General features: G+C 43.1%; 18 protein-coding genes and 2 pseudogenes. 7 read left to right on the plus strand and 13 right to left on the minus strand.

Annotated features, from left to right (window positions below; all coding sequences use genetic code 11):
• Positions 1-671: 671 nt before the first annotated feature.
• The 4 genes from BQ9893_RS20720 to BQ9893_RS21830 all read right to left on the minus strand — a co-directional run bounded on the left by BQ9893_RS20720 (position 672) and on the right by BQ9893_RS21830 (position 3,810).
• On the minus strand, positions 672-1,880 hold the full coding sequence (locus BQ9893_RS20720; protein WP_075967823.1) for a hypothetical protein: 1,209 nt from the start codon (positions 1,878-1,880) through the stop codon (positions 672-674).
• Positions 1,881-2,006: 126 nt separating this feature from the next.
• The gene (locus tag BQ9893_RS20725) at positions 2,007-3,287 is read right to left on the minus strand and encodes an ATP-binding protein (RefSeq protein WP_075967787.1); all 1,281 of its coding nucleotides are present in this window, start codon (positions 3,285-3,287) and stop codon (positions 2,007-2,009) included.
• Positions 3,288-3,408: 121 nt separating this feature from the next.
• Positions 3,409-3,612 carry a helix-turn-helix domain-containing protein gene (locus BQ9893_RS20730; protein ID WP_075967788.1) on the minus strand — a complete coding sequence of 68 codons (204 nt, stop codon included), beginning with the start codon at positions 3,610-3,612 and terminating at the stop codon, positions 3,409-3,411.
• Between the two features lie 33 nt (positions 3,613-3,645).
• Complete coding sequence (locus BQ9893_RS21830; RefSeq protein WP_167369903.1) at positions 3,646-3,810, minus strand: hypothetical protein; 165 nt, start codon at positions 3,808-3,810, stop codon at positions 3,646-3,648.
• A gap of 167 nt (positions 3,811-3,977) precedes the next feature.
• Between BQ9893_RS21830 and BQ9893_RS20735 the strand changes: the two genes are divergently transcribed.
• The 4 genes from BQ9893_RS20735 to BQ9893_RS20745 are packed head-to-tail and all read left to right on the plus strand — an operon-like array spanning position 3,978 to position 10,326.
• On the plus strand, positions 3,978-4,598 hold the full coding sequence (locus BQ9893_RS20735) for an IS4 family transposase (RefSeq protein WP_139322634.1): 621 nt from the start codon (positions 3,978-3,980) through the stop codon (positions 4,596-4,598).
• The gene (locus tag BQ9893_RS22590; protein ID WP_394333256.1) at positions 4,525-4,857 is read left to right on the plus strand and encodes a transposase; all 333 of its coding nucleotides are present in this window, start codon (positions 4,525-4,527) and stop codon (positions 4,855-4,857) included. Before BQ9893_RS20735 ends, BQ9893_RS22590 begins: the two co-directional genes overlap by 74 nt.
• A 12-nt stretch (positions 4,858-4,869) precedes the next feature.
• Entirely contained in the window at positions 4,870-8,403 is a 3,534-nt protein-coding gene (locus tag BQ9893_RS20740) for a SusC/RagA family TonB-linked outer membrane protein (protein WP_075967789.1), read from the plus strand.
• 12 nt (positions 8,404-8,415) lie between these two features.
• Positions 8,416-10,326 (plus strand): RagB/SusD family nutrient uptake outer membrane protein, encoded by a 1,911-nt coding sequence (locus BQ9893_RS20745; RefSeq protein WP_075967790.1) that lies wholly within the window; start codon positions 8,416-8,418, stop codon positions 10,324-10,326.
• 49 nt (positions 10,327-10,375) lie between these two features.
• Here the strand turns inward: BQ9893_RS20745 and BQ9893_RS20750 are convergent.
• Together BQ9893_RS20750 and BQ9893_RS20755 are read right to left on the minus strand one after the other, a co-directional pair.
• A pseudogene (locus BQ9893_RS20750) lies at positions 10,376-11,592 on the minus strand (transposase).
• A 779-nt stretch (positions 11,593-12,371) separates the two neighbouring features.
• Positions 12,372-13,757 carry a sulfatase-like hydrolase/transferase gene (locus BQ9893_RS20755; protein ID WP_075967791.1) on the minus strand — a complete coding sequence of 462 codons (1,386 nt, stop codon included), beginning with the start codon at positions 13,755-13,757 and terminating at the stop codon, positions 12,372-12,374.
• A gap of 566 nt (positions 13,758-14,323) precedes the next feature.
• Between BQ9893_RS20755 and BQ9893_RS20765 the strand changes: the two are divergent.
• The 3 genes and pseudogenes from BQ9893_RS20765 to BQ9893_RS20775 all read left to right on the plus strand — a co-directional run.
• Positions 14,324-14,824: pseudogene (locus BQ9893_RS20765) on the plus strand (IS982 family transposase); the annotation flags it as partial.
• 145 nt (positions 14,825-14,969) lie between these two features.
• A complete protein-coding gene (locus BQ9893_RS20770) occupies positions 14,970-15,113 on the plus strand; it encodes a transposase family protein (protein WP_394333257.1) in 144 nt (47 codons plus the stop codon).
• 45 nt (positions 15,114-15,158) lie between these two features.
• Entirely contained in the window at positions 15,159-15,458 is a 300-nt protein-coding gene (locus BQ9893_RS20775) for a hypothetical protein (protein ID WP_075967793.1), read from the plus strand.
• Positions 15,459-15,636: 178 nt separating this feature from the next.
• On the opposite strand, the gene BQ9893_RS22305 is transcribed toward BQ9893_RS20775, so the two are convergent.
• From BQ9893_RS22305 to BQ9893_RS20805, 7 genes are all read right to left on the minus strand, one after another.
• Positions 15,637-16,191, minus strand: a complete 555-nt coding sequence (locus BQ9893_RS22305) for a sialate O-acetylesterase (protein WP_244155241.1) — start codon at positions 16,189-16,191, stop codon at positions 15,637-15,639.
• Positions 16,192-16,218: 27 nt separating this feature from the next.
• Positions 16,219-16,500, minus strand: coding sequence for a hypothetical protein (locus BQ9893_RS22310; RefSeq protein WP_244155242.1), 282 nt, complete (start codon positions 16,498-16,500; stop codon positions 16,219-16,221).
• A gap of 10 nt (positions 16,501-16,510) precedes the next feature.
• Positions 16,511-18,097: a sulfatase gene (locus tag BQ9893_RS20785; RefSeq protein ID WP_081415516.1), complete on the minus strand. Its 1,587-nt coding sequence runs from the start codon at positions 18,095-18,097 to the stop codon at positions 16,511-16,513.
• Between the two features lie 30 nt (positions 18,098-18,127).
• Positions 18,128-19,525 (minus strand): alpha-L-fucosidase, encoded by a 1,398-nt coding sequence (locus BQ9893_RS20790; protein WP_075967825.1) that lies wholly within the window; start codon positions 19,523-19,525, stop codon positions 18,128-18,130.
• Positions 19,526-19,567: 42 nt separating this feature from the next.
• Entirely contained in the window at positions 19,568-21,052 is a 1,485-nt protein-coding gene (locus BQ9893_RS20795; protein WP_075967794.1) for a sulfatase, read from the minus strand.
• 4 nt (positions 21,053-21,056) lie between these two features.
• Positions 21,057-22,580 (minus strand): sulfatase family protein, encoded by a 1,524-nt coding sequence (locus BQ9893_RS20800; RefSeq protein WP_075967795.1) that lies wholly within the window; start codon positions 22,578-22,580, stop codon positions 21,057-21,059.
• A gap of 281 nt (positions 22,581-22,861) precedes the next feature.
• Positions 22,862-24,340: a sulfatase gene (locus BQ9893_RS20805; RefSeq protein ID WP_075967796.1), complete on the minus strand. Its 1,479-nt coding sequence runs from the start codon at positions 24,338-24,340 to the stop codon at positions 22,862-22,864.
• Positions 24,341-24,344: the final 4 nt, after the last annotated feature.

The following is a 24,344-nucleotide window of genomic DNA, read 5'->3' on the forward strand; positions in this document are numbered from 1 at the left end:
GCAATGTTCCTATCAGTTCAGGAAAAAATCATCATACCTCTCTTCCGGCATAGCCGGAGCGTAGAGCGTTAGGGATAGTAGGGAAAAGCCCGGAGGGTAACGAGGACTTGCAACGAATAGCCCGGCCAGAAGGGAACGCCCAAAGAAACCAATTCGGGTACAGAAAAACAGAACCGCCTTCCAACTATATAAAAAAACGTGAAAATCCACACATACTTCTGAAAAATCTTTTTCCGAAAGTATGTATAGGGTATGTGAAGGGAAAATAAATTTTCCCGGTCATTTCTGTGTTACTGCTTTGGGGATATTTAAAGGGGTTAGGAGTTTAGGTTTTTATTATGTATTTTGGTGGATGATTTTACACAGCCAATGCCTTTTATTTAAAAGACTTCTTTCTTTTATTTTACTGATATATTGACATATAAAAGAACAGGGATTACCTATTCCCTTCATCAACGGGTAGACAGTTTTACACAGCTGACAAATGGAACCGGACATTTATACACAACTAAAGCAAAAGTTGTGGACGGTTCTACACAACTATAAGCAACAGACGGGACACTTGTACACAACTAAAACAGGCAAAGCGGACGGCTCCACACATCTAATAGTCCCAATAGGGACACTTGTGCACAACTAATTCTGTAAAAAATCGTGAAATGGGGACGGTTCTACACAGCTGGGACATCCATGTTCACCGCCCCGTCCGTTTCCGGGGATATGAACTCTTCTGGAGTAGGAGTAACTTCCGTTCTATTGGCACTCTCTAACTCTTCCTGTGCCCATCCTTCCGGAAACCTGCCGAATACAGCCACGAAATCACTGATATATATCTGTTTTTTCTTTTCTACGCTTTCCGGAGAGTTTGCCCATAAAAGGAACTCTTTATACAGTCCGGCATCTTCCTCCACCTCTTTTGCCTTCTTCCTCCTGACATCCATATCCGTGTCTGGGTAGGCAATCTCGACATACAGCCCAAGCAGGTTCTTATAGAATTTCTTCACCACGACAGCATATTGTCCTTCATCAAAATAGTGCAGCGTATGCCTGGGAAACGAGAACAACACGGTATATGCCCATCTCTCATGATCGCCTTTCACAAAAGAGAAATTGAAATTGGTATATTTCAGGTAAGTATTCATCTTTTTCAGTATCGAGGCAACCTTCTTTTTCCGGTCTTTGGGTTCGGCAATCTCTATGCCGAGCTTTTTAGCCAGTTGATCGACTGTCAGCACATAAAAAGGAGCCTCATTCTTGGCGGTCTTATACTTGATCAAGTAAATCATCTTGGAAAGCTCCAGATAGAAATAGCGGTAACGGCTGGGCAGGCTACGGTAATCCTGAAGTTCCAAAAGGTTATAGAGCGAGAACATGAAATTTTTTATCTCCGGGCTTACCACTGCCGAATACAGCCTTTTCGTTGACTTCTTCGTCTTGAAATCGGTCATTATGTCGAAACGTTTCAGGATCTGCACGAAATTATAGGATGTACGGCCATCCTCGCCAATGGTCGGATAACAGAGGTTCTCCAATCCCAGTTTATAGAGAGCCGCCTCAAAAACCGTCTCGATAGGATGGCTGATTCTCTGTCCTGCCATGTCGGTACATATATATTCCGGCTGCATATTCTTTCCGAACATTGCCGCAAGTTGCCGGTTATCCAGCTTGCGCTGCAAGTTGGTACGGTCATACCCCATCTTACGGCAAAAATCTTCTACGGAGAACCAGGAAGTCCCGAACAAGTCTTTGAGGTGATAGCTGCCCAGGTATATGATCAGATCGAGCATGACGTTTCCACCTGCCTTATACAACCGTTCAATCAGCACGGAATTATAGCTTTCCCCAAGCACCCTGGGGACACGGATCAGTTCTTTTGCCATGATAATACTTACAAAATCAATCCTCTCACTGTTTTCATTGCCACAAAGATAGGCATACCGGCCAACATACGCATCATACTTATCAATCAGTTTTAACGGTATGACCGGCATGGGGAAAGGATACACCTATATCGCATATAGCGGAAAATTTGTAAGATTACCCTGTACTTTATAAGGCAACATAGAAAATCTCTCCGCATGCAATTCAGGTCTTTTGCCCAGTAATGCTGTCAACGAATTGGCCCGGACATTTCCTTCTGCCTTCACTTCTATCGGCACCATTTGGGCATTACGTTGAATAACAAAATCCAACTCAAGACGCGAATTGTCTGTGTTATGGTAATAAATCGGCGATACGCCCTTACTTTTCATCTGCTGCAATACATACTGTTCAGTCATTCCTCCCTTGTATTCCTTAAATATGTCGTTTTTAATCAGGACTTGTGCCGGATCTGTCTTGACCATAGCACCCATAAGCCCCAAATCAACCATATAGAGTTTGAAAGCCGACAGGTCTTCATAAATATCAAGCGGAAGCTCCGGTTTGGTGCATCGAGGCACTTTATACAACAACCCGGCATTTAGAAGCCATTGAATTGCCATCTCAAAATCATTGGCTCTGGCACCTTTTCGCAAAACTCCGTAAATGAATTTCTTGTTTTCTTTAAATAATTGGGAAGGAATGCTGTTCCATACCATTCGGATACGCGGGACCTGTTCTTTGGGCGCATGTTTTGAGAAGTCAAGATCATAGCCTTGCAAAATCTCCGACTGGATCCTTCTGACTTCCAGCAAGGAATCCGTTTCTACATATTTGAGTACAACTTCCGGCATACCACCTACATAATAATATTGCCGAAGGAGATCCGTATATTTGTCATGCAGGAGGCTTATCGTTTCAAAATCCCCACTCATAAGCAATTTACAAGCTTCTTCTTCTCCCTTGGCGACAAGAAACTCTTCAAAAGTCATAGGGAATATATTGATGACATTTACCTTCCCTACGGGATAAGACACATCCTGATGAAGGGATATCCCCAAAAGTGAACCCGCCACAGCTATATGATACTTCGGAACCTCCTCTTTAAAATACTTCAAAGATTCCAGTGCTTCCGGGATATCTTGTATCTCATCAAGGACAATAAGCGTATCACCCGGAGTAATGTCAACGGAAGTCATCGCACGCAGACCTCGTAAAATTCTGTCAACATTGAAATCTTGAGAAAAAAGCTGGTGTGCAAGGTTATTCTTACGGCATACCACATAAGCCTCTTTTTTGTATTCAAGTTTGGCAAACTCATGGAGCAGCCATGTTTTCCCAACTTGTCGGGCACCATTTAAAATCAGAGGTTTTCTATCCTCACGGTTTTTCCATTCTATAAGTTGTTGCAAAACAAATCTTTTCATCTACAAACAGCATTTTATACATATAAAAACAGCGTACAATACATTTATCTGCACTTATTTAAAGCACAAATATACAAAAATAAGCAGATAACAGAAGCAATCTTATACATTTTTCCGCATTTTAACTCTTTAATCCGATAGTTATTTGAAGCCCAAGCGTGTCAAGAATGGAAAGCAATGTTGCCAATTTAGGATTGCCTTCTCCACGCTCGATAGCCACCAGCGTATTGATGCCCACGCCTGCCAGTTCGGAGAGTTCCAGCAGATTGACCTTCAAACTCTTCCTGCGCTCTTTAATAATCTTTCCTATCTCTTTCGTATTCACAGTACATTGTGATTTTTCGGCAAAAATGCCAATTTAAAACATTAAAGGGGGAATTTTGACACACCCCCATTCCTTTGTCTGATTGTCAGCAACATAATACCATCCGTTTTTATTTTTAATCTTGTTGCATCCTAAAATACTTAAAGTAGCAACAAGCAAGACTACCATACTTAAATGAAAAATATATCTTTTCTTCATAAATAATCTGTTTGATGATAAATTACAAAATACATTGCTGGATATCATTGCTGTCCCATTAAAATCTAAAATTGCTCTTTGAAATATTTGAAATATAGTTAGTTACGGAGATTTTTCGATTAAACGGATTTCAATTCTCATCTTTGCGGCCTAAAATAGGCTGGCATATGCATAAGGATAAATTCGTCTTCTCTCAACTGATAGTCTTCTTAAATAGAAATAAGTTCAACTACATCGTTCGTAAGCATGATGGAGACAAGTATGTGAAGCATTTCACTTGCTGGAATCAACTGCTTTCTTTGATGTTTGGCCAGCTCTCCAATCGTGAGAGTCTGCGAGACTTGATTGTCGCTCTTGATGCTCACCATTCGAAATGCTATCATTTAGGGATGGGTCGGAATGTCTCAAGATCATCCTTGGCGAGAGCCAATCAAGACAGGGACTATCACATTTTTGAGGAATATGCCTACTACTTGGTAAATGAAGCAAGGCAGAAGCGTGTTACCGATATATTCAAACTCGGAGGAAACGTTTATGCCTTTGATTCAACAACAATTGATTTATGCCTTTCCGTGTTTTGGTGGGCAAAGTTTCGTAAGAAGAAAGGTGGCATCAAAGTACATACATTGTACGATGTGGAAACGCAGATACCGGCATTCTTCCATATCACCGAAGCTTCCGTACATGATTCAAAGGTTATGAATGAAATTCCCTATGAGTCTGGTTCCTACTATATCTTTGACCGTGCTTACAACAACTTCAAGATGTTGTATAGAATTATCAGATAGGTGCCTATTTGTTGTCAGAGCCAAGAAGAATCTTCAATACAAGCCTATCAAGTGGAAGCGAAGGATGCCCAAAAATGTACTATCGGATATGGCTATCGGGGTGACTGGATTTTATCCGAAGCAATACTATCCTGAGCCGCTTCGTTTGGTCAGATATTGGGATGAAGAACAGAACCGTGAGTTTGTTTTCTTAACGAATGCAACACACATTTCCCCTCTTCAAGTTGCCGAACTTTACAAGAATCGCTGTAATAATTAAATCTAAAATTACATGAAAGCGGTAAAGCTGAGGAAAACAGGAAGATGGATGGCTGTTGCTTGTGCAATGGTAGCGGCTTCATTTTCTGCCGGAACGGTATTTGCATCGGACTTGCAGAATTGTTATTTGTCTTCCGTACAAGTGCAAAGCACAACTCTTAGGGAATTGTTCGGTTTAATCGAGCAGCGGTTTAACTATTCATTTTTGATACGCAGTAATGATATCAATTTGGAAGAGCGTGTGGTGGTCGATTTTGAACGGAAATCAGTGGAAGAGATTTTAAAAAGTGTATTGCGGAATCAGCAAGCTGATTTTATTGTAAATAATAAGCGGATCATTATTTACAATATCGGTTCTAAGCCTAATCATGGAAAGGCTTCCAAAGAGGTAGGCGTGAGGGAAAGCCAGCAGGTGAGCCACGTCAGCGGTACGGTGATCGATGCTGTGACCGGTGATCCGGTTATCGGTGCCAGTGTCGTGGAGAAAGGGACGACAAATGGAGGAATTACAGATATTGACGGGAAGTTCAGCATCGAATTAAAAGGTACACAAAAAATATTGGAAATCTCTTATATTGGTTATGTCAAGCAAAGTATCAAAGTTACATCGGCCGTGTTGGATATCCGGTTGAAAGAAGACACGCAGACCTTAAGTGAAGTCGTCGTGGTTGGATATGGTGTCCAGAAGAAGGAGAACCTGACGGGAGCCGTCTCTTCTGTCAAAATGGAGGATGCTCTCGGAGATAGACCGGTTACGAATGTCGGGACGGCTTTGCAAGGAACGATTCCGGGATTGGTCATTTCGGGAGGTGCTGTCCCTGGACAATCCAAAACATTTAATATCAGAGGTACGACCTCTATTAATGGGGGTGGTCCGTTGGTATTGGTAGATAATGTTCCTGCGGATATAGATCTTGTCAATCCGGAAGATATCGAATCTGTTTCTGTGTTGAAAGATGCGGCTTCGGCTGCTATTTATGGGGCAAGAGGTGCCTTTGGCGTTATTTTGATTACGACGAAAAAAGCAAAGAAAAACAGTCGTTTACAATTGAACTATAACAATAATTTTGGTTTCATTAAAAGTATCAATCGTCCGGAACAGGCTTCTATTATCGATATTTTGGAAACGCATAAAGCGTATGACAATGATGGGAAGTATTTCTCGGAAGGACAAGATTTGGCAAGCTGGATTGGTTATGTGAAGGAGTATAATGCTAACCCATCTGCTTTTCCTGCTAATGGAATTTATGTTCCGGAAGGAGAGAATATCTATTATTATTTGAAGGATAATGATCCGCAAGGAGCTGTTTTGGACAAATTCGGTTTTCAGCAGACGCATAATGTCTCGGCTAGCGGGGGTGGTGAAAAAATTACCTATCGTATTTCTTTAGGATATACAGACAACCAAGGTCCACTGATTACGGACAAGGATAGTTATGACAGAATCAATATGTCGTCATACGTCAGTGCGGATATTACATCTTGGTTGAACCAGTCTTTGGATGTCCGTTATGCCAACAGCCATCGTTCTTATGTAGAAGCCGATGCCGGTGTCTATAAAACCAACTTGCCTCGTTTCTATCCACGTGGAGAAATGGTAAGAAGTAATGATCCGGATGGTCCGGCTTATCCGGTCAATACGCCGGAAAATTATGTCTTGCTAAAAGACCCGGTGAAATATAGAAATGAAAATCCTCGTGTGTTTTCACGTACGTTGCTGAGGCCGCTCAAAGGATTCGAAGGAGTTTTTGAATATACGTTTGACAAGGCGAGCAAGGATAAGAAAAATTATAGCAGTCCTTTCCAGATGACCAATGACCAGATGGGGGTCTTGTGGTCCAATACTCCGTCTGGGGGACGTTATCGTCAGGATAAGACGTCCATCGATTATAATGCGATCAACACGTATGCAACTTATTCGTTTGATTTGAAAGAGCAACATAATTTCAAGGTAATGGCCGGTTATTCTCAGGAATCCCGTAATTATGAATTGGTCTGGGTGCAAAGAGATGAGATGATTAATCCGAATATGCCATCGTTGAGTGGTGCAACCGGTGAAATTCAAACGAAAGACCAGTTTAAACAATATGCAATCCGGAGTGGTTTTTTCCGGGTGAATTATGACTATTTGGGGCGTTACTTGGTAGAAGTAAATGGTCGTTATGACGGGTCGTCAAAATTTCCGAAAAATTCTCGTTTTGGATTTTTCCCTTCTTTTTCATTAGGATGGCAGATGGGACAGGAAAAATGGATGAAATGGAGCGAAGACTGGTTGAACGAATTGAAAGTACGTGGTTCATGGGGACAGGTAGGTAATCAGGCCATTGAAGAATATGCTTATACGCCTTTGATGACATCGAAACAAGCATCTTGGGTGGTTGATGGGAAACGCCCGATTACGCTTAATTCTCCGGGATTGGTCAGAAATGATTTTACCTGGGAAGTTGTTGAAACATTGGATGTCGGATTGGATTTTAAAGCCTTGAATAACCGTTTGGTTGGTACATTTGACTGGTATCAGCGTGACACGAAAGGAATGCTTATGCCGGGAGCCGAATTTCCGAGCGTAGTCGGAACAGATGCACCGAAACAGAATGCTGCCGATTTGCGTACGAAAGGTTGGGAAATAGCAATCAACTGGAGAGACCATATTGGAGACTGGGGTTATAATGTCGGTTTTAATATTTATGATTCTCATTCCGTCATTACAAAATATGAAAATGCGGCTGGACTTTTTTATGACCGGAACAGTGCGCAAGATGCAAAGCGCTATCGCGAGGGTATGGATTTAGGTGAAATCTGGGGATATGTTACGGAACGTTATTATACAATCGATGATTTTCAAGATGGATGGCAAAACGGGATATGGAAATTGAAAGAGGGAGTGACGACTATTAAAGGGAACAACAATATCCGACCGGGCGACATCATGTTCAAAAACTTGAGAGATGATCCGGAAAACGAGAGTATCAACCAGATTGATAACGGACGTAATAATATAAACGATCCGGGCGATCGTACCATTATCGGAAATGAAACTCCCCGTTATCAGTTTGGGGCAACAGCCGGTGTCAATTATAAAGGATTTGACCTTTCCATCTTTTTGCAAGGTACAGGTAAAAGAGATGCTTGGTTGGGGGGTGATTTGCGCTTTCCGCTTTCACAGGGAACTTTTGGGACGGTTTATTCGCACCAACTCGATTTTTGGAAACCTGTGGATCCTGAAAATGGGAATTGGAATCCGGTGAACCCGAATGCGGAATTTCCGCGTTTATATGATGAAGGCAAAAATGCAGGTTCCAACAACCGTATACAGACTAAATATTTGGCTAATGCCTCATACGTTCGTCTGAAAAATGTGACGTTGGGATATACGCTGCCTAAAAATTGGATAAATAAGATAAGCTTGGCAAATGTGAAACTTTTCATTTCTGCTGAAAATATTTATACTTGGGACAAACTTCCGAAAGGATATGACCCGGAACGTCTGAGTTGGGGATACCCGTTCTATGCAACTTATTCGTTTGGACTTAATGTAACATTATAATTTGGAGAAATAATGAAAAAGATATATATAACAACACTGATTGCAGCTTTGTCGTTAGGGGCTTGCAATGATGATTTCTTGGAAAAATATCCGATAGAATCTCAAACCGAAGCTACGGCTTTTATAACGTATGACAATTTCAAAACGTATGCTTGGTCTTTATATTCGATATTTGACAATGCAGAGAAAATAAACGGCGTGGATAATAAAAATAACTTTGTACAGTCTTTAATTACGAATTATGGGCGTTACGAGGGAGACTTCATGGCTGGTTATTTGTCGACTTATTCGACGACGGAGAACAATCCGTACCGGAACCAAACGGCGACTGCTCCTTCGAGTGGTGGTGGTTGGGATTTTCAGTATTTGCGGAAGATAAATTTGATGATTGATAATGTTGACAAGTCGGAAATGTCGGAAGCTGATAAAGGACATTGGCGTTCAGTCGGTTATTTTTTCCATTCTTACAATTATCTGGAACTGGTTTCCCGCTTTGGGGATGTCCCCTGGATTGACAAGGTCTTAGGTGAATCGGATGTTGATTTGATCTATGGGCCGCGTTCTTCCCGAAAGGAGGTGACGGATAAAATGCTTGAACGTCTTCAATATGCCGAAAAGCATATTAAAGTAGATGGAGATGGAGCCAATACGATTAATGTCCATGTCGTACGGACTTTGATGTCTCGTTTTTGTTTGTTTGAAGGAACTTGGAGAAAGTATCATGGTTTGGGAGATGAAGGAAAATATTTTTCGGAAGCTATACGGGTGTCAGAAGAGTTGATGAAGAACTTTCCGGCGGTGAATGAAAACTATGATGCCTTGATGTGTAGTGAAGATTTAAGTAAATATGAGGGGATCATTTTATATAAGGAGTATGTTAAGGATATTCTGTTGAATTCGGTCGGACATACGGAAAGGACTTCAAGCGGTAAATATGAAATGCACAAAGCAACGGTGGAAATGTACCTTTGTACAGATGGGAAGACTATCTCCAACAGTGGTTTGTATGAAGGTGATAAGTCTATGTATGACGAATTTCGAAACCGCGACCGTCGTCTGTTGTTCCAGGTTGTTCCTCCTTATTTTATGAAAGATGGTGTTAGCCATGATTTTACGCTTAATGGGGCAAAGAACTCGACTGTGTATGATGGAGATGAAGATGTCAATGAATATGCGGAGTTGCTGAAAGAACTGTTGCCGGCGAATGGTTCCAAGCGTTTGCCTGTTTTCAACTGGTCGGGTACGATGAACTGGATGTCTCCTAATGTGAATGGGCCGGGGCAGGCTCCGCTGGGTTCTCGTTCGGGCTATTATATGTGGAGGCATTATAATTTGTGGGATGCAAATAGTAATATGGCTGCGGTGAATGTTTGTGACAAACCAATTTTTTACATCGAAGAAGTGTTGCTTAATTATGCTGAAGCAATGTTTGAAGCAGGGCTGTTTACTCAGTCCGTAGCTGATGCAACCATTAATAAGTTGCGTAAGCGGGCAGGAGTAGCAGATATGAAGGTTGCAGATATTGATGCCGGCTTCGACCCGAAACGGGATCCGGAAGTTGATCCGGTCTTGTGGGAAATCCGTCGTGAACGTATGGTTGAATTGATGGGAGAAGGTTTTGGTTTCCAAGATATTCGTAGATGGAAAAGAGGAGCATGGTTTATAAACCGTACACAAATGGGGGTTTATGTGAATAAGGCCAATTATCGGAATGCAAAGGGAGAGATTGTTCCGGCTTGGCAAAAATTGAAATTGGTAGATCGGGATGGAAACGAGGTAGAGGGAAATGAAGGCTATTTGCAGCGTTTTGATAATCCGGTCAAATTGGGAAAAGGTTGGAAAGATCAGTATTATTTGTTTCCTATTCCGTTAAATGACTTATCTTTGAATGACAATTTGAATCAAAATCCGGGTTGGAATTAATGCAAGAAAATGAAATAAGATGCAATAGTTCGTTAAAAATTCGCCACGCCTAAGCGGCTCTGGCAGTAAATAAAAGAGTTCTTTGAAAAGTTTGTCAATAACTTGCGGGTCTGGGCTAATCCCAAACACGCAAATAAATCGTTCAAGCATATAAGCATTGTGTATGAAAGACTTGCAGGAGGATATGGAATAGGTTATTCCGAGCCTCTTACATGCCGCTTTGGTCAAGTTGACAGCAGCAAGCGATGCATTGAAGTGAAAATCCAACTTTCTGAAGTCGGTTGACTGACAGTTGGTGATTCCTGCATGCTGCTTGCCATCTCTAAAGCAAAATTCCAATTGGAACCTGGTTTTGTAATAATCCAGAACCTCCCGCCCATCCATCGAATCGTCTGTAGAGAAGTAAAGCTGCCACTTGTCTGTCCTCCCGTCCATCGGATACCAGATGGCTAAGGAAACATACCTTTTGAGAGCTTTTGCATATACCCTCAATCCGTATAGCTTTCCTTTGTTGACCTCGTATTCCTTGCACCGGGTCAGATCCAGATTGGCAAAGTCGATTCTTCCGTCAAACCACTTTGGATGGCCACGTTTTCCTGTTTTCTGCTCCAATGTCGGATAGTATAGGATTACGTCATTCCGAAAGCGGCTGATGACATGGAAATCGTTCTCACACATAGGCGTTATGAAAGTTTCCTTGGAAAAGAATGCGTCTGCAACCACCGTTCTTGATATGTTCTGTATCTTGTCTTTTCTACTGATAAGATAGCTGCTGTACCAGTCAACGAGGTTCTTGTCCATATTATCCAAGGTTTTACAATCCGGCGTCTGAATGGAACCTAAAGTCATGCATTCATGGTTGTCGATGTCAATGACACCGATGCCCATGATTTCCAATCCACGCTTGTACTCTCCTGCACAACCAGACCAGAAGTAACCTATCCAAGGTGTCTTCTTGCCTGATTTGGGGATATAGGAAGGATCAATGGCGATGGCTTTTCTTTTGCCTGTGAGATGCTTGCTGATGATAGATCCGTTGAACGCAAACCAGTCGAAAGTTTCATGCTTAAAAAGGTTACGATAAGTCTGTTCTGAGAAACAGCCATATCTGCCCAATTGAAGGAAATTTATACGATTTGGGATGGCCATGAATAATTTCATGGTGTCCATGAACGCTTTTTCAAAAGGTTTGTGTATATTCGCTACTGATTTGAGAGCCGACAGGCACTCAGATTGGTATTGCATAAGGAGTGTTTCTTTAGTCATAATCAGAAGAGTTCAGAGACTTCTAATTTACTAAAAAACAACGAATTATGCAATACTTTTTCATCTTTATTATCAGCAGGTTAGCTCTCTTTTTTTAGCACATTTCTTCATGCTTAAACATTCGTTTTTGACAACATTTCAATGACCTCTTTAGTGTTTTCGAACCAGCTTTTGCCGGTTCTATTGTTTAACATTTAATTTTTCGGTAAAAATTTACCGAAGTATTGATTTAATGTAACTAATAATTTATATATAGAAAGACAATAGAATTTTTTCTTCATACCGAAGAAAAAATATGTTATACAACATGATTGCATCTCTGAAACTATATTTTAGACCGATCCCCAAAATGAAAAGAGACAGGATGTAAGTTTCTGTGATACTTTATCTCAAATTTCCATTCTCCGATCAAGGATATGCGGGGGAAGTTGTTCCCTTGAATAACACCATTCTTGTACTACCCTCGATTCCGTCCTACTATCGTACAAACAATTCTTTTCGGCAACTGGCTACTAAAGATTCTAAAGGATGACCCTCATTTCCTATCTAACTGCACAATTCTGTCCTTCCCAAACCAATACATGATTCGGTACTATGACGTCTGCTGACTTCTCATGGTTCGTTGTTACTGCTTAACGATTTTAGTCTCGCCCATGAGACATCCCCAGTTAAGAACATATGCTTTCCATCTTATGTCAGGGCGTATTAGGGACTTGCACCCGTTAGAATATGACCATGCTGGGCGAACTAAAAAAAGCCGCGACTTTACAACTTTTTTATCAAAGATCCTGTGCCGTCCTTATCTCGTTTTTCATCAAACGTTCATGCAGGCCGTTTGTGATTCCGGCCCAGCCCTCTTTTATCCAAAGGGGATCTTTGCAACAGGTCTGCTCCCATTCGTTCAACTGCTTCATGAGTTCCCGTGCTTTTTCTGGCTCGGAAGATAAAAGGTCGTGCATCTCTTCCACGTCCTGGTCCATATTATACAGGACGGTATCAACACCGAGAGTAACGATCAACTTGTATGAACCGGAACGGACGGCCCGCGTATCCATCTTACGCCAGAACAACGCTTCATGCGGATTACCGTTTTTGTCCCCTGAAAGATACGGCAGCAGGGAGACACCGTCAATCGGTTTATGCAACCCTTCTTCCGGAATGTCCAACGCATCCACCACCGTGGCAAAAATGTCCAACGAAGAGGCCAGTCCGGTGAAACGCTGATCCCGTTTGAAACGATCGCCCCAAACGACAAAGAACGGAACCCGTTGTCCGCCTTCGAACTTATTTCCTTTGAAGCCTTTCAGCGGAAGGTTGGAGGACTGGTTGGTCGTGGAACCGCCATTGTCGCTCAAAAAGAATATAATCGTATTGTCGAACTTGCCCGCCGCTTTCAGTTCGTCCACAATCTTGCCGACACCACGATCCAGCGCATACATCATAGCCGCATACTTCTGGCGGGGCTGTCCTTCGAAACGCGCCAAATCTTCTTCCGTCGCTTCATTGGGAGAATGGGGAGCGGTAAAAGACATATACAGCATAAAAGGCTGTTCGCTTTCCGTAACAAATTGCTGTGCCTTAGAAGTCAGTTCATCGGTGAAGTAACCGTCAAAAGACAGCTTCCGCCCATTGTGCTGGTATTGTTGCAGGCTGCCATCCTTGTCACTGGTTTCAGGATTATAAAAATAAGAACGATGGCCGGCCAAAAGCCCGTAGAACGTATCGAAGCCTTTTGCATTCGGACGCTGGGAAGGTTCGGAACCCAAATGCCATTTCCCGATGCAACCCGTACGGTAGTCATACCGTTTCAACAAGGCCGGAAGCAATTCTTCATCGTCAGGAAGGCCATCTCCCGGCTTATCCAGATTACATTCATATCCGTAACGTTGTCCGTAGCGGCCCGTCAGCATCATGGATCGCGAAGGGCTGCTCACCGTCGCCGCCACATGAGCATCCGTAAAGATACACCCTTCGGCAGCCAGGCGGTCGATGTTAGGGGTCTGGATATCCGTTGCCCCCATAAATCCGAAATCCGCATATCCGGCATCATCCGCAAGCAGGATCAGGATATTCGGTCTTTGCGCCTCTTCCTTCTGGCCGGACGAGCAAGAAACCAATCCGGTGATTGCCCCCAAAGAGGCAACAAACATACAATCGATCTTCATTTTAGACATCATCTATTATTAAACTTATTACACCTTTTTCTACACGGCTCTTTCATTTAAACTCGGAACAAACAGACAACCACTGATTATGTTGATTTTACATCAACAGAGACAGATGGCATTTAGTCTATGTTGTGTCAATAGCGACGTTTGGATGCTCCTAAATGCCTATCAGCCACAAACATTGAAATTTCAAAGCATTTTTAAATGAAAGAGCCGTGCCTTTTTCTATTTTAACGTGAGTTTGACGAATTATAAATATCTGTAAATTTGGTGATTAGCAAAAAATGTTGTAACTTTATAGTGTTAAATTACAAAGTATTACAAACAATAATCGCTATGATCACCAAAAACAAAGTTACGGAATTATTTTGTAGGGGGAAATTAAACTGTGTCATTGTTTTGTTTTTTCTTTTGGCCAGTAAAATATCATTTCATATCGAATTTATATTCAGATATTTATCCGAAAGTAAAATTATGGTTTATCTGATAGATTAGAAACTGACACAGTTCAAATTACGACCTCATTTTGTATGGCAGATGATTTCTGCAAGTTTTTTGATGCTATGACGGAAAGATATACATTAAAATCAGACAAAAAACGGCGTTATCACCGTGAGTCGACCATGTCAAAGGCGGAAATTATGCTGATATTGATACTCTTTCATGATTCAGGCTATCGCTGTTTAAAGCATTTCAATTTGGATAAAGTTTGCAAACACCTCCGCCATCTTTTCCCCAATGTTGTCTCCTGCAACCGTTTCGTGGAACTTGAAAGAGAGGTTGCCGTTCCATTGGCCCTGTTCATCAAGAAGGTACTGTTGGGTAAATGTACCGGAATAAGTTTCGTAGACAGTACTCCTTTGAGAGTGTGTCGAAATCAGCGCATACATATTCACAAAGTATTCAAGGGTATAGCTCAAAGAGGAAAATGTTCTATGGGATGGTTCTTTGGATTCAAGCTACACCTGATTTGCAATGAAAAAGGAGAACTTCTGAATTTCATGATTACACCCGGAGACGTAGACGACAGGAAACCTCTGGAATACAAAGCATTCATGGATTTCTTTCTAAGCAATAGGCCTAACGAGTAAGGAGAAAACAGCCTTTTTCGTTGCAAATATACAGCATTTGCACGAATTACGGTAATGTCCCCCTCACTTTACAGGGCAACCGCACCAAATTTACCATATTCCATAAATTCTTTACGTTATGAATCCATCCGTTTATTTTTCAGAAGTTACCGACCCTCGTGTAACCGGTCGTTATCTACATCTGTTGTCAGACATATTAATGATAGGTCTGTGTACTTACTTGACAGGTGGCACAGATTATGAGGGTATGCGCCAGATTTAGGTGTAATTATCGGAAACGGAATCAGTCCGTTCAAAGAGTATTTACATGAAGGTAACGGGAAACCAAATCGTACATTGTGAAATGTGTGATTCACCGAGTATGGCAATCCTGATGCATGAAAATAACCATTTGATTGAAAATAAATACATTCACGATGTTTGTCTAGAAGTAGAAGATCAAGGTGCTTTTTATTATGGCCGCAATCCTTCCGAATGCGGAACAATAATACGAAACAACCTGTTTACCAATATCCCCGACACTTATAGTACCTGTGCTGTCTATCACGATGACGGAGCCGGTGGATTAACTGTGGAAAATAATACAATAAAAAAGGATACTCTCTAAATAAACTCCTATTCAATGGAGATACTTTTAAAAGAATTATCGGATAAAAATTATTGGACAACCATTAGCTCCGCACCAATAGGCATACTTTAATTCTCAAGCATTACAAAATCAAATATTAACCAATGCAAAAAATACAAGGTAGATTATTCTATTCTCCCCTGTATTTTTTTGCTTCTTATTTTAACTTTTGATAAATAGCATCTGCAAACCGTTCACCCAATATCAGAATACCATAGGTTCCTAAATATACATCATCTTTGGGCATCGGTGTTTTATAATCGTTACACCTCATTTGTAAGTCATCAGCAGGAATTAGCAAGGCATTCTTTACCGACAGTTCAGAGCTGGGACCTTCGTCTATTGCAGCCTGGGCCTCTTTCACTAACTCACGACCGGTAAAACGCGGAGCAGCCAAAGGCATAACCGTCCCATAAACAAACAACATATCCTCACAGCCAAACTCTTTCCGCACTTGTTCTATAAAATTCTTCAGATTCGGACCATACCGGCGGGATTGATCCATACCGGCGATATCACGGGCATCCGCTTCTCCCTGTTGCCAGACCATCGCCCTGATAATGGGACGATATCCCTGCTTCTTCAGATCAACAAGTGCATTCTTTACCGTCTCGACAAACTTTACATATTCTTCTCCTCGAATATCCCCCGGACGGTTACCCGGATTCCATTGTTTATACAGATTAGAACCGGACAAAGCATGTTTTATCAATGCGATACGATGTTCGGGATATAATGATTACAACTTTGTATCCAGACTCAGCTCCACACCGAACTTGTCTTTTGTTTCGGAAGCCTGGCACAAAGCCGTCCACTGTCCACCGCCTTCCCCCTGATTGAGAAAACGGGAATAATAGAACCGAACCGTTGTATCCACCTTAAAAGTAGCCGGAATATTCCTGACGTATCCTTGCCCCGTTGCATTCGATTGCCCTCCGATTAAAAAAACATCTACCTCTTGGGCGGAAAGAGACAAGACCACTGCCCAAACAGACAAAAAGAATAAAACGAACCTTCTCATAACTCTCGTCTTAATCGATTACTTTACTATCCCACCACGTCTTATTCGGTTCAAAGCCCGGAGAAAGTTGCTGCTTGCGTTCTTTTTCCAACCTCAACAAGTTATCGGTCTGCACTCTCTTTTTATAAGCGGCTTCTTTGACCGGATCATATTGAGAGTCAGGTGTCGGATATTTGGCTCCGGCTTCTGTCAGCCATACGGATAACTTCTGACTCAAAAACTCCACTTTATCCGGATATTGGGCATTCAACGGTTCCGATTCCGTTTCATCTATCTTCAGATTATACAATTCGTTTCTCCCGTCTTCATAATAATGAATCAGTTTCCAATCACCGTCACGAATTACGGAAGAGGGCTCACCACCTTGGTTCCCGTAATGAGGATAATGCCAATACAGTGCCCTTGACGGAAGTTCTGAACCTTCCAATACTGGTATCAGACTCCGGCCATCGACATGTTGCTCCGGCAATAACGGCACTCCGGCATACTCAAGGATAGTCGGATAAAAGTCTGTACCGATAGCAGGAACATCGGTCGTCGTTCCGTGAAGCGGACAGTCCGGATCTTGGATAATAAACGGAACACGCAAGCCCCCTTCCCATTGACGGCCTTTTCCACCACGCAACGGCAAACACGATGTCGAATAATTATCGCCGGAAGACACGCCTCCATTATCACCGGTGAAAATAATCAATGTATTTTCCATCAGTCCCAATTCTTCCAGTTTGTCCAATACCACACCGACCGCATCGTCCATCTGTCTGATCAGACCTGCATAGATTGGATTATCCTGCCTCTGCCGAACCGGCAATGTGCGGTCTACCTTAAAACCTTCCGGAGCTATCCCCATCAAGTCGGCTTTATTCCGAAAGTAATTCCAGTTTTCTTCCGTGGTCTGGATAGGACCGTGCACGGCATAAAAAGACAAATAAGCGAAGAAAGGCTGCTTTTTGTTTTTCTTCGTTTGTTCTCCTATAAATTTAGATGTTTCTTGTGCCAACCGCATGGAAAGATTTTCACCTTTCGGACCATCCGGCAATTTAGGATTCTTATAAGGAGAGAAGTAACCGCCGACAGGACTACCGGCTTCAAAACCACCTATATTGATTTCAAAGCCATGATCTTCCGGAGTAGATCCTTCCCCTCCGATATGCCACTTGCCTGCCATAAAGGTTTTATAACCATGTTGTTTTAATGTTTCCGGCAATGTCTGTTCTTCCTGGGACATTTTCCAGGCATACTCAGCCGGAAGTAGTTTGGAATGACGCCCCATTTTACGCCATGCCTCCCCCGAAGCTTCTCCGATCCAGTTGGTGATACCGTGGCGGGCAGGCGATTTACCGGTCATAATACTGGCACGCGATGGACTGGATACCTGGCAAGCGGCATAGCCCTGCGTAAACATCACTCCCTGTCGGGCAATCCGGTCGATATTCGGGGTTTCGTAAAACCGACTGCCCCCACAGGAGGTATCATTCCAACCGTAATCGTCTACAAGAATAAACAAGACATTACGAGGTTTCTCTTTGGCTTGCATAACAGATGCCGACAGAAGCCCGGCACCTGTACAACATAAAACGAATAAATTGTTTTTCATGACATTTATTATATTTTTCAAAATAAGACGTTAGTATGAATAAATGGAAAAATCGGCAATGACAGGAAGAGCCAACGACTCTCCGATTTGTAACCTGAGAGCAGAAACCTCTACGGGCTCTATCTCTTCGATCCGTTTATGTCCGATACAACTTCCCGTAGCCAATGTTTTCCATTTCCCGTTCACTTTCCCTTCCACCTTATAGCTGCGGACACGTTCGCCTTGGCGGATGTCTTCTGCAATGACAATGGCATTAATCTTTGTCGTCGCAGGCAATTTCAACTGTAAACGCTTTCCTTCTCCTTGGGTTGTGGCTATCGGGTTCCCAAAACGACGTTGTATTTCTTCACCAAACTCTTTCAGGCGAGCGACATCCACATCTGGAAGCAATCCTCTGTCATCCGGCGTTACTCCTAAAATCAATGTCGAATTACGGCCCACCGAACCATGATACATTTTCATCAGATGTTCCAATGGAAAGACATGCGTATCGTCTCCCGGCTCCCAGAACCACTCATGACGGCCGTTATAACCCCTCAACGGGGCATCCGACATGGCAGGCATATAGTATTTACCCTCTGGATCACCTGTTTTCAACAACTTAAAATTATCCTTGAAGATTATATCCTGGCTTTTGGAATGGGAATAAGGAAATGGAAATGTTCCCCAGCAAGGATAAGAAACCATTCCCGACTCGGAACCTCCCCAGCGGATATCGGCACGTTGGCTATTGTGATAGAAGATTATATTCTTTTGGTATTTCTCTACAATCGGAAGGATATCTGCTCCTCCCAACTCCGGACCATGACCTCCACCATCATACCAAACGATAGCCAAGTCACCATAACGGGACATCAACTCTTCCGTCATACCTTCACACATTTTATTATAGAAGGCCTGTCGGTTTTCCTGAAATTTAGTGCCGTCTTTAGGCATCATGAAATCATATACTCCCAGAAAAGAGTTCCAACGGATACCGATATAGATACCCGGCCGAACGCCATATTTCCGGCAAGAATTGACGAAATCACGGACAATATCCCCCTTGCCGTCTTTCCACTTCAAGGCTTTCATGCAATACGGGTTCACATCCGACTGGTAAAGGGCAAAACCGGTTTCATGGGTTGCCGTAAGAATGGCTATTCCGGCCCCCATTGCTTTTACCGAACGAATCCACTGATCCGTATCCAACTGTTCCGGGTTGAATATATTTATATCTGGCATCGGGGTGATACGGTTATAAGCCTGGTTATATTTGACTCCGTCGAACACATGCAAGTCGTAATGGAAAACAGCCACAAGTTCTGCATCTTGCCATACCAACTGAGCCGGGGTCGGCAACGGGAGAACTGTTTTCTCTTTCTTTGCCTGCCCGTCCACCGGTATTAACAAGGCAAACAGCAGGAATAATAATCCGATTTTTTTCATTTCTTTGATCAATCTATTTTAGTAACACAAATCCAATAAAAATCAAGGCAACCCTAAGGGTTCATTTGTTGACTTCGATAAGGGGATAGAGGCATTCACCGATTGCAAGTATTCGCACAACTCTTTCCGCAAAACCTCCGCTTTCGCCGGTTCTTTTTCTATCAGATCGGTCGTTTCACCTATATCCTCTTTCAGGTTAAATAACTCTGCTCGTTGGTCGGCATAATGCCAGATCAGTTTCCAATCCCCTTTACGGATGACACTGTACGGGTCGTTTATATCATAAATATGCGGATAATGCCAAAAGAAAGATCGGTTCTTGTCCATAGACTTCTTCCCTCTTAATAAAGGAGAGAAATCACGACCGTCTACCGTTTCCATATTTTTTGCAAATTCCGTAGCCGAAGCCAAAGATAAAATAGTGGGATAAATATCTTCTATGATAACCGGAGCGTCACAAACCGACCCCGCCTTCGTCATTCCCGGCACCTTTACTAACATCGGCACACGGATACCGCCTTCGTAAGGCGTTATCTTATGTCCCCTGAGAGGGGGATATTTTTGGGCTTGACGCGGCTGGCCGTTGTCCGACATAAATATGATTATCGTATTGTCTTCAATCCCCAAACGACGGACATGTTGCATCAGGTCGCCCAAAGACTTATCCATGCTTTCCAACATAGAGGCATAAATAGCTTCGAAATCCGTCAGTCCCATCTGCTTGTATTTATCCAGAAAACGGCTGTCTTCTTCCCACGGGGCATGGATAGCATAGTGGGACATATAAAGATAAAACGGCTTTTTTTCATCTACTGCCTTTTCCATTTCACGGGTAGCCTCCAATGTCAGTGCTTCGGTGAGATTAATATCTTTGCCATGATACTTTTCCAACCCCGGAACATCCCATTCGGCACCTCCTTTTCGAAAAGTGGCACTGAAATTACGTGTCCCATGATAACTACCCGGACCTCCGGCTGCATGCCCTGCAATATTGACATCGAATCCCAGGTTCAACGGTTCTTCGCCCGGTGTCCCGATAGCCCCCCAATGGGCTTTCCCGACATGTATCGTTTTATAACCTGCCTTTTTTAAGACGGAAGGCAGTGTTTCACGCACATATAAAGTATGTTGAACGCCGGGTTCCATAGACATGCCGTTTACGTTCCATTCCGAGACGGTCACCTCTTCATTCTTTGTATGCCGGTCGGGAGATTTATCCTTAAACAATGTCCAGTTCGTCACTTTATGCCGGGCAGCATTCTGCCCGGTCATCAAACTTATGCGGCTAGGTGAAGACAGAGGACAAGCATACGCTTGGGTAAACTTTACTCCCTGCAACTCCAGACGCTCCATATTGGGCGTATTGTAATGGTTGTTCAACCAAGTTCTTTCCGTGTGGAAGGCGACAGAGGTTTCCTGCCATCCCATATCATCTACCAGAAAGAAGATAATGTTAGGTTTTTCTTTGGCGGCCAGGGAGAGTGTTCCCATGGCGGAGGCTAGCAAGCCGATACCGATTTTCTTCATTTCTTTACTTATTTATGAAATCCAACTGTTTCCATGGATATTTTCCGTCATTTTTCTGTGGTTTACCGGGAGTACTTCGGCCTTCTTCCACATACTTCACCAATAAGGAACGCAGTTCGGCCACTTTGTCCGGATACTGCGCTTCAAGATTTTTCCGCTCGGACGGATCAGTCTTCATATTATATAACTGTACTGGCGGCAACGTTGCCAATGCCGTCGAATCATTCGGCTTCGGTGCACTCCAACCTCCCGAACTCGGAGATAGCAGTAACTTCCAGTCTCCCCAGCGAATGGTGAACTGACCCGCAATTGAATGATGTATCGTAGCTTCCCGGATGGGAGACACATCTGAACCTGAAACGATTGCCGGCATCAAATTATAACTGTCTTCTCCTTCGGAATCCATCAGAGTATATCCGTTCAGAGCAGCAAAAGTCGCATAAAAATCAGTGAGGCAAACCGTTTGATCTACATGATGAGGTTTGGTACCGCCCGGCCATCGAAGAATACACGGTACGCGATGACCGCCATCAAACAAATCTGCCTTATGCCCCCGATAAATCGAGTTCGGATAATGCCCCTGAGCAATCAGTTCTTCGATTCCGGCAGCCGGACTGCATCCATTGTCGGTTGTGAATACAACAATCGTATTTTCATCTTCCCCCGATTCTTTCACAGCCTGTAAAACACGTCCGACCATCGCATCGACCATCAATACAAAATCGCCATAATCACCCAAGCCGGATTTACCTTGAAACTCTTTTACCGGCAAGATGGGTGTATGCGGAGCCGGAAGTGGCAAATAAAGGAAATAAGGTTGGTCGGAAGGAGCTTTTTCTTTCACATAACGGCAAGCTCTGTCTATCAGGTTGGGTAATACCTCTTCATGGACAAAGTCTGCCCCCGTCGGTTCTTTTCGCCACCAACTGTATTTTCCTTTATTGACAGTTTCCCTATCAGGCAGCGAAGTCGGCATATCATTCTCGATATAAACATAGGGTGACATATCCAAAGAACCACAAAAACCATAATAATAATCAAATCCCCGGGTGGTAGGTCCGTTAGCTACCGGCTTGCTGAAATCAACACTATCTGCTCCAGCTTCAATATTATTCCAATCCCATCCCAAATGCCATTTGCCTATACCGGCTGTCGTATAACCTTGTTTATGTAACATAGAAGCCATTGTCTCCCTGCCCGGGGCAATTAGGGCTTTCGAATAACCGTTCAAAACTCCCTGTTTCATCGTCGAACGCCAGTTGTAACGTCCTGTCAGAATACCATAGCGAGTAGGGGTACTTACCGATGAACTTGAATGGGCATCTGTAAAAACGACCCCTTCACGGGCCATTCTATCCAGATTTTCCGTCTTAATTTTAGATTTGGCATCTAAATAAGACACATCTCCGTATCCCATGTCGTCGGCAAGAATAAAAATAATGTTAGGTTGCTTAGGCTTGCCATTGCCACATGAATTCATGGACAATCCCAAAAGCAACGTACTTCCGAATAATACAGTTTTTGCCATACTAAAATTATTATGTTATCTTTTCTCATTGTCACCTTTGAACTTAACATCAGAAAGCAAATTGATGCACCGGAGTAAACTCTATATTCTCCATATTGACAACAGAACTGTTATCAACCGCACTAAGTGCTATAAATCTTACAAAGCGACCGGTCGGGAAATGGGAAATGCCCGGAGCCACATTACTATGACCAACGATATACACGTCAAATCCATAATATTACAGCCAAAATCATTCTTTTTTCCCCATAAAGCCGTTACGTATCGAACTAAAGGACTATTTACCGATGATACTTTCCCTTTTGGTGTATTAATATCGGGAGCAACTCCTCCACTATATCTGGTCTCTCCGCCAGAATATTCTTGCGCTCGAAGATATCCTTATCGTATTCATATAGTTCCATGATTGTATCCTTTTTGTTGATATAACGACTTAAGCGAAAGCGAGGAGTCCTTACGCTAATGCCATTCCCGAAATAACTGTAAGCAATATCTTCCCAGTCCGCATCTTCAGGCGATGTCAGCAGTTTTACGAAGCTACAACCATCCAGCCCCTCCGGACAATCCACACCACAAAGTTCCATCAATGTAGGATAGATGTCCACTGAACTGACAACCCTCCTGTTTTTAATACCTTGTTTCGTCCCCGGGGCTTTAACGATAAGCGTACTGCTCAGCGAAACATCATGTAGCGTATGTTTACCCCATACCCGGTAGTCTCCCAGTTGCCAGCCATGATCGCCCCACAAGATAACGACCGTATTATCGGCCAGTCCTGACTCTTCCAATGCTTCCAGCACTTTGCCGATCTGGGCATCTACATAACTGACACAAGCAAAATAAGCGTGGCGGACTTTACGGGCATACGGAGCGGAAAGTTTCTCCTTCAGCGATGCTTTCTCTTCTCCCAGCTCATACCCGTTGAACTCTCCGCTATTCAGTAACGTAGACAAATGACACCCTTCCGGGATATCTGGTGTTGGAGATAAAGGGATAGCCTCCTCGTCATACATATCCCAATATTTCTTCGGAGCCGTGAACGGCAAGTGTGGTTTAAAGAATCCTACCGCCAGACAGAAAGGCTCTCCTTTCCCCGCCAGTTCCTTCAGTTTGCCGACAGCCAGATTGGCCGTCAATCCGTCGGGCAAGCCTTCGTCTGGGATGTCGGCACATTCGTAAGGTTTCACCTGCCTTTTCTCGCTTTGCCTATTCGTTCCGTTCGAATAGCCGAAAAAGGCATTCCATCCAGTCTTCCATTGTCCGGCATCGAAAATCATCTCATCCCAACTGTAAGGTAGTTCTCGTTTTGTACCCACCGGATCGTTGTAGGCATACAACTTCCCATCCGCAGCATGGCTGATCTTGCCTATACCTACCGTATAATAGCCGTTACGTTTTAGATGATGAAACATCGTCTCAGGATGTTCACCTTCCAGCTTGTCCGACAGGCGGATATGGCAAGCTTCGTTTGTAAGATCCGATTTGTCCCGTGGCAACATGCCGGTCAGCATACTCGCCCTTGATGCTCCACTGGTCGGAATCTGAGTATAATGATTGAAGAAAAGACTTCCTTCGGATGCCAACTTATCCATGTGTGGAGTCTTGACGATGGAGCCGTAGCTTCCCAGTTCGTGCCGCAAGTCGTCCACGCAGATAAATAGAACGTTTGGACGTGAAGCTTCTTTCTTTTCAGCAGTACAAGCCCCAAAGAGAAACGGAATACCTGCCAGAATCCCCCAGTTTGTTATTTTGTACTTCATAATA

The organism is Parabacteroides massiliensis, assembly GCF_900155425.1.
In the GTDB taxonomy this organism is placed as follows: domain Bacteria; phylum Bacteroidota; class Bacteroidia; order Bacteroidales; family Tannerellaceae; genus Parabacteroides; species Parabacteroides massiliensis.

What these genes read in the sequence shown, in the direction of transcription:
- BQ9893_RS20740 (WP_075967789.1), top strand. Translation starts at nt 4,870, where the DNA reads ATGAAAGCGGTAAAGCTGAGGAAAACAGGAAGATGGATGGCTGTTGCT.
- BQ9893_RS20785 (WP_081415516.1), bottom strand. Translation starts at nt 18,097, where the DNA reads ATGAAAAACAATTTATTCGTTTTATGTTGTACAGGTGCCGGGCTTCTG.
- BQ9893_RS20795 (WP_075967794.1), bottom strand. Translation starts at nt 21,052, where the DNA reads ATGAAGAAAATCGGTATCGGCTTGCTAGCCTCCGCCATGGGAACACTC.
- BQ9893_RS20735 (WP_139322634.1), top strand. Translation starts at nt 3,978, where the DNA reads ATGCATAAGGATAAATTCGTCTTCTCTCAACTGATAGTCTTCTTAAAT.
- BQ9893_RS20800 (WP_075967795.1), bottom strand. Translation starts at nt 22,580, where the DNA reads ATGGCAAAAACTGTATTATTCGGAAGTACGTTGCTTTTGGGATTGTCC.
- BQ9893_RS20745 (WP_075967790.1), top strand. Translation starts at nt 8,416, where the DNA reads ATGAAAAAGATATATATAACAACACTGATTGCAGCTTTGTCGTTAGGG.
- BQ9893_RS20755 (WP_075967791.1), bottom strand. Translation starts at nt 13,757, where the DNA reads ATGAAGATCGATTGTATGTTTGTTGCCTCTTTGGGGGCAATCACCGGA.
- BQ9893_RS20725 (WP_075967787.1), bottom strand. Translation starts at nt 3,287, where the DNA reads ATGAAAAGATTTGTTTTGCAACAACTTATAGAATGGAAAAACCGTGAG.
- BQ9893_RS22310 (WP_244155242.1), bottom strand. Translation starts at nt 16,500, where the DNA reads ATGAGAAGGTTCGTTTTATTCTTTTTGTCTGTTTGGGCAGTGGTCTTG.
- BQ9893_RS20805 (WP_075967796.1), bottom strand. Translation starts at nt 24,340, where the DNA reads ATGAAGTACAAAATAACAAACTGGGGGATTCTGGCAGGTATTCCGTTT.
- BQ9893_RS20770 (WP_394333257.1), top strand. Translation starts at nt 14,970, where the DNA reads ATGAATCCATCCGTTTATTTTTCAGAAGTTACCGACCCTCGTGTAACC.
- BQ9893_RS20790 (WP_075967825.1), bottom strand. Translation starts at nt 19,525, where the DNA reads ATGAAAAAAATCGGATTATTATTCCTGCTGTTTGCCTTGTTAATACCG.
- BQ9893_RS20720 (WP_075967823.1), bottom strand. Translation starts at nt 1,880, where the DNA reads ATGGCAAAAGAACTGATCCGTGTCCCCAGGGTGCTTGGGGAAAGCTAT.
- BQ9893_RS22590 (WP_394333256.1), top strand. Translation starts at nt 4,525, where the DNA reads ATGAGTCTGGTTCCTACTATATCTTTGACCGTGCTTACAACAACTTCA.
- BQ9893_RS20775 (WP_075967793.1), top strand. Translation starts at nt 15,159, where the DNA reads ATGAAGGTAACGGGAAACCAAATCGTACATTGTGAAATGTGTGATTCA.
- BQ9893_RS21830 (WP_167369903.1), bottom strand. Translation starts at nt 3,810, where the DNA reads ATGAAGAAAAGATATATTTTTCATTTAAGTATGGTAGTCTTGCTTGTT.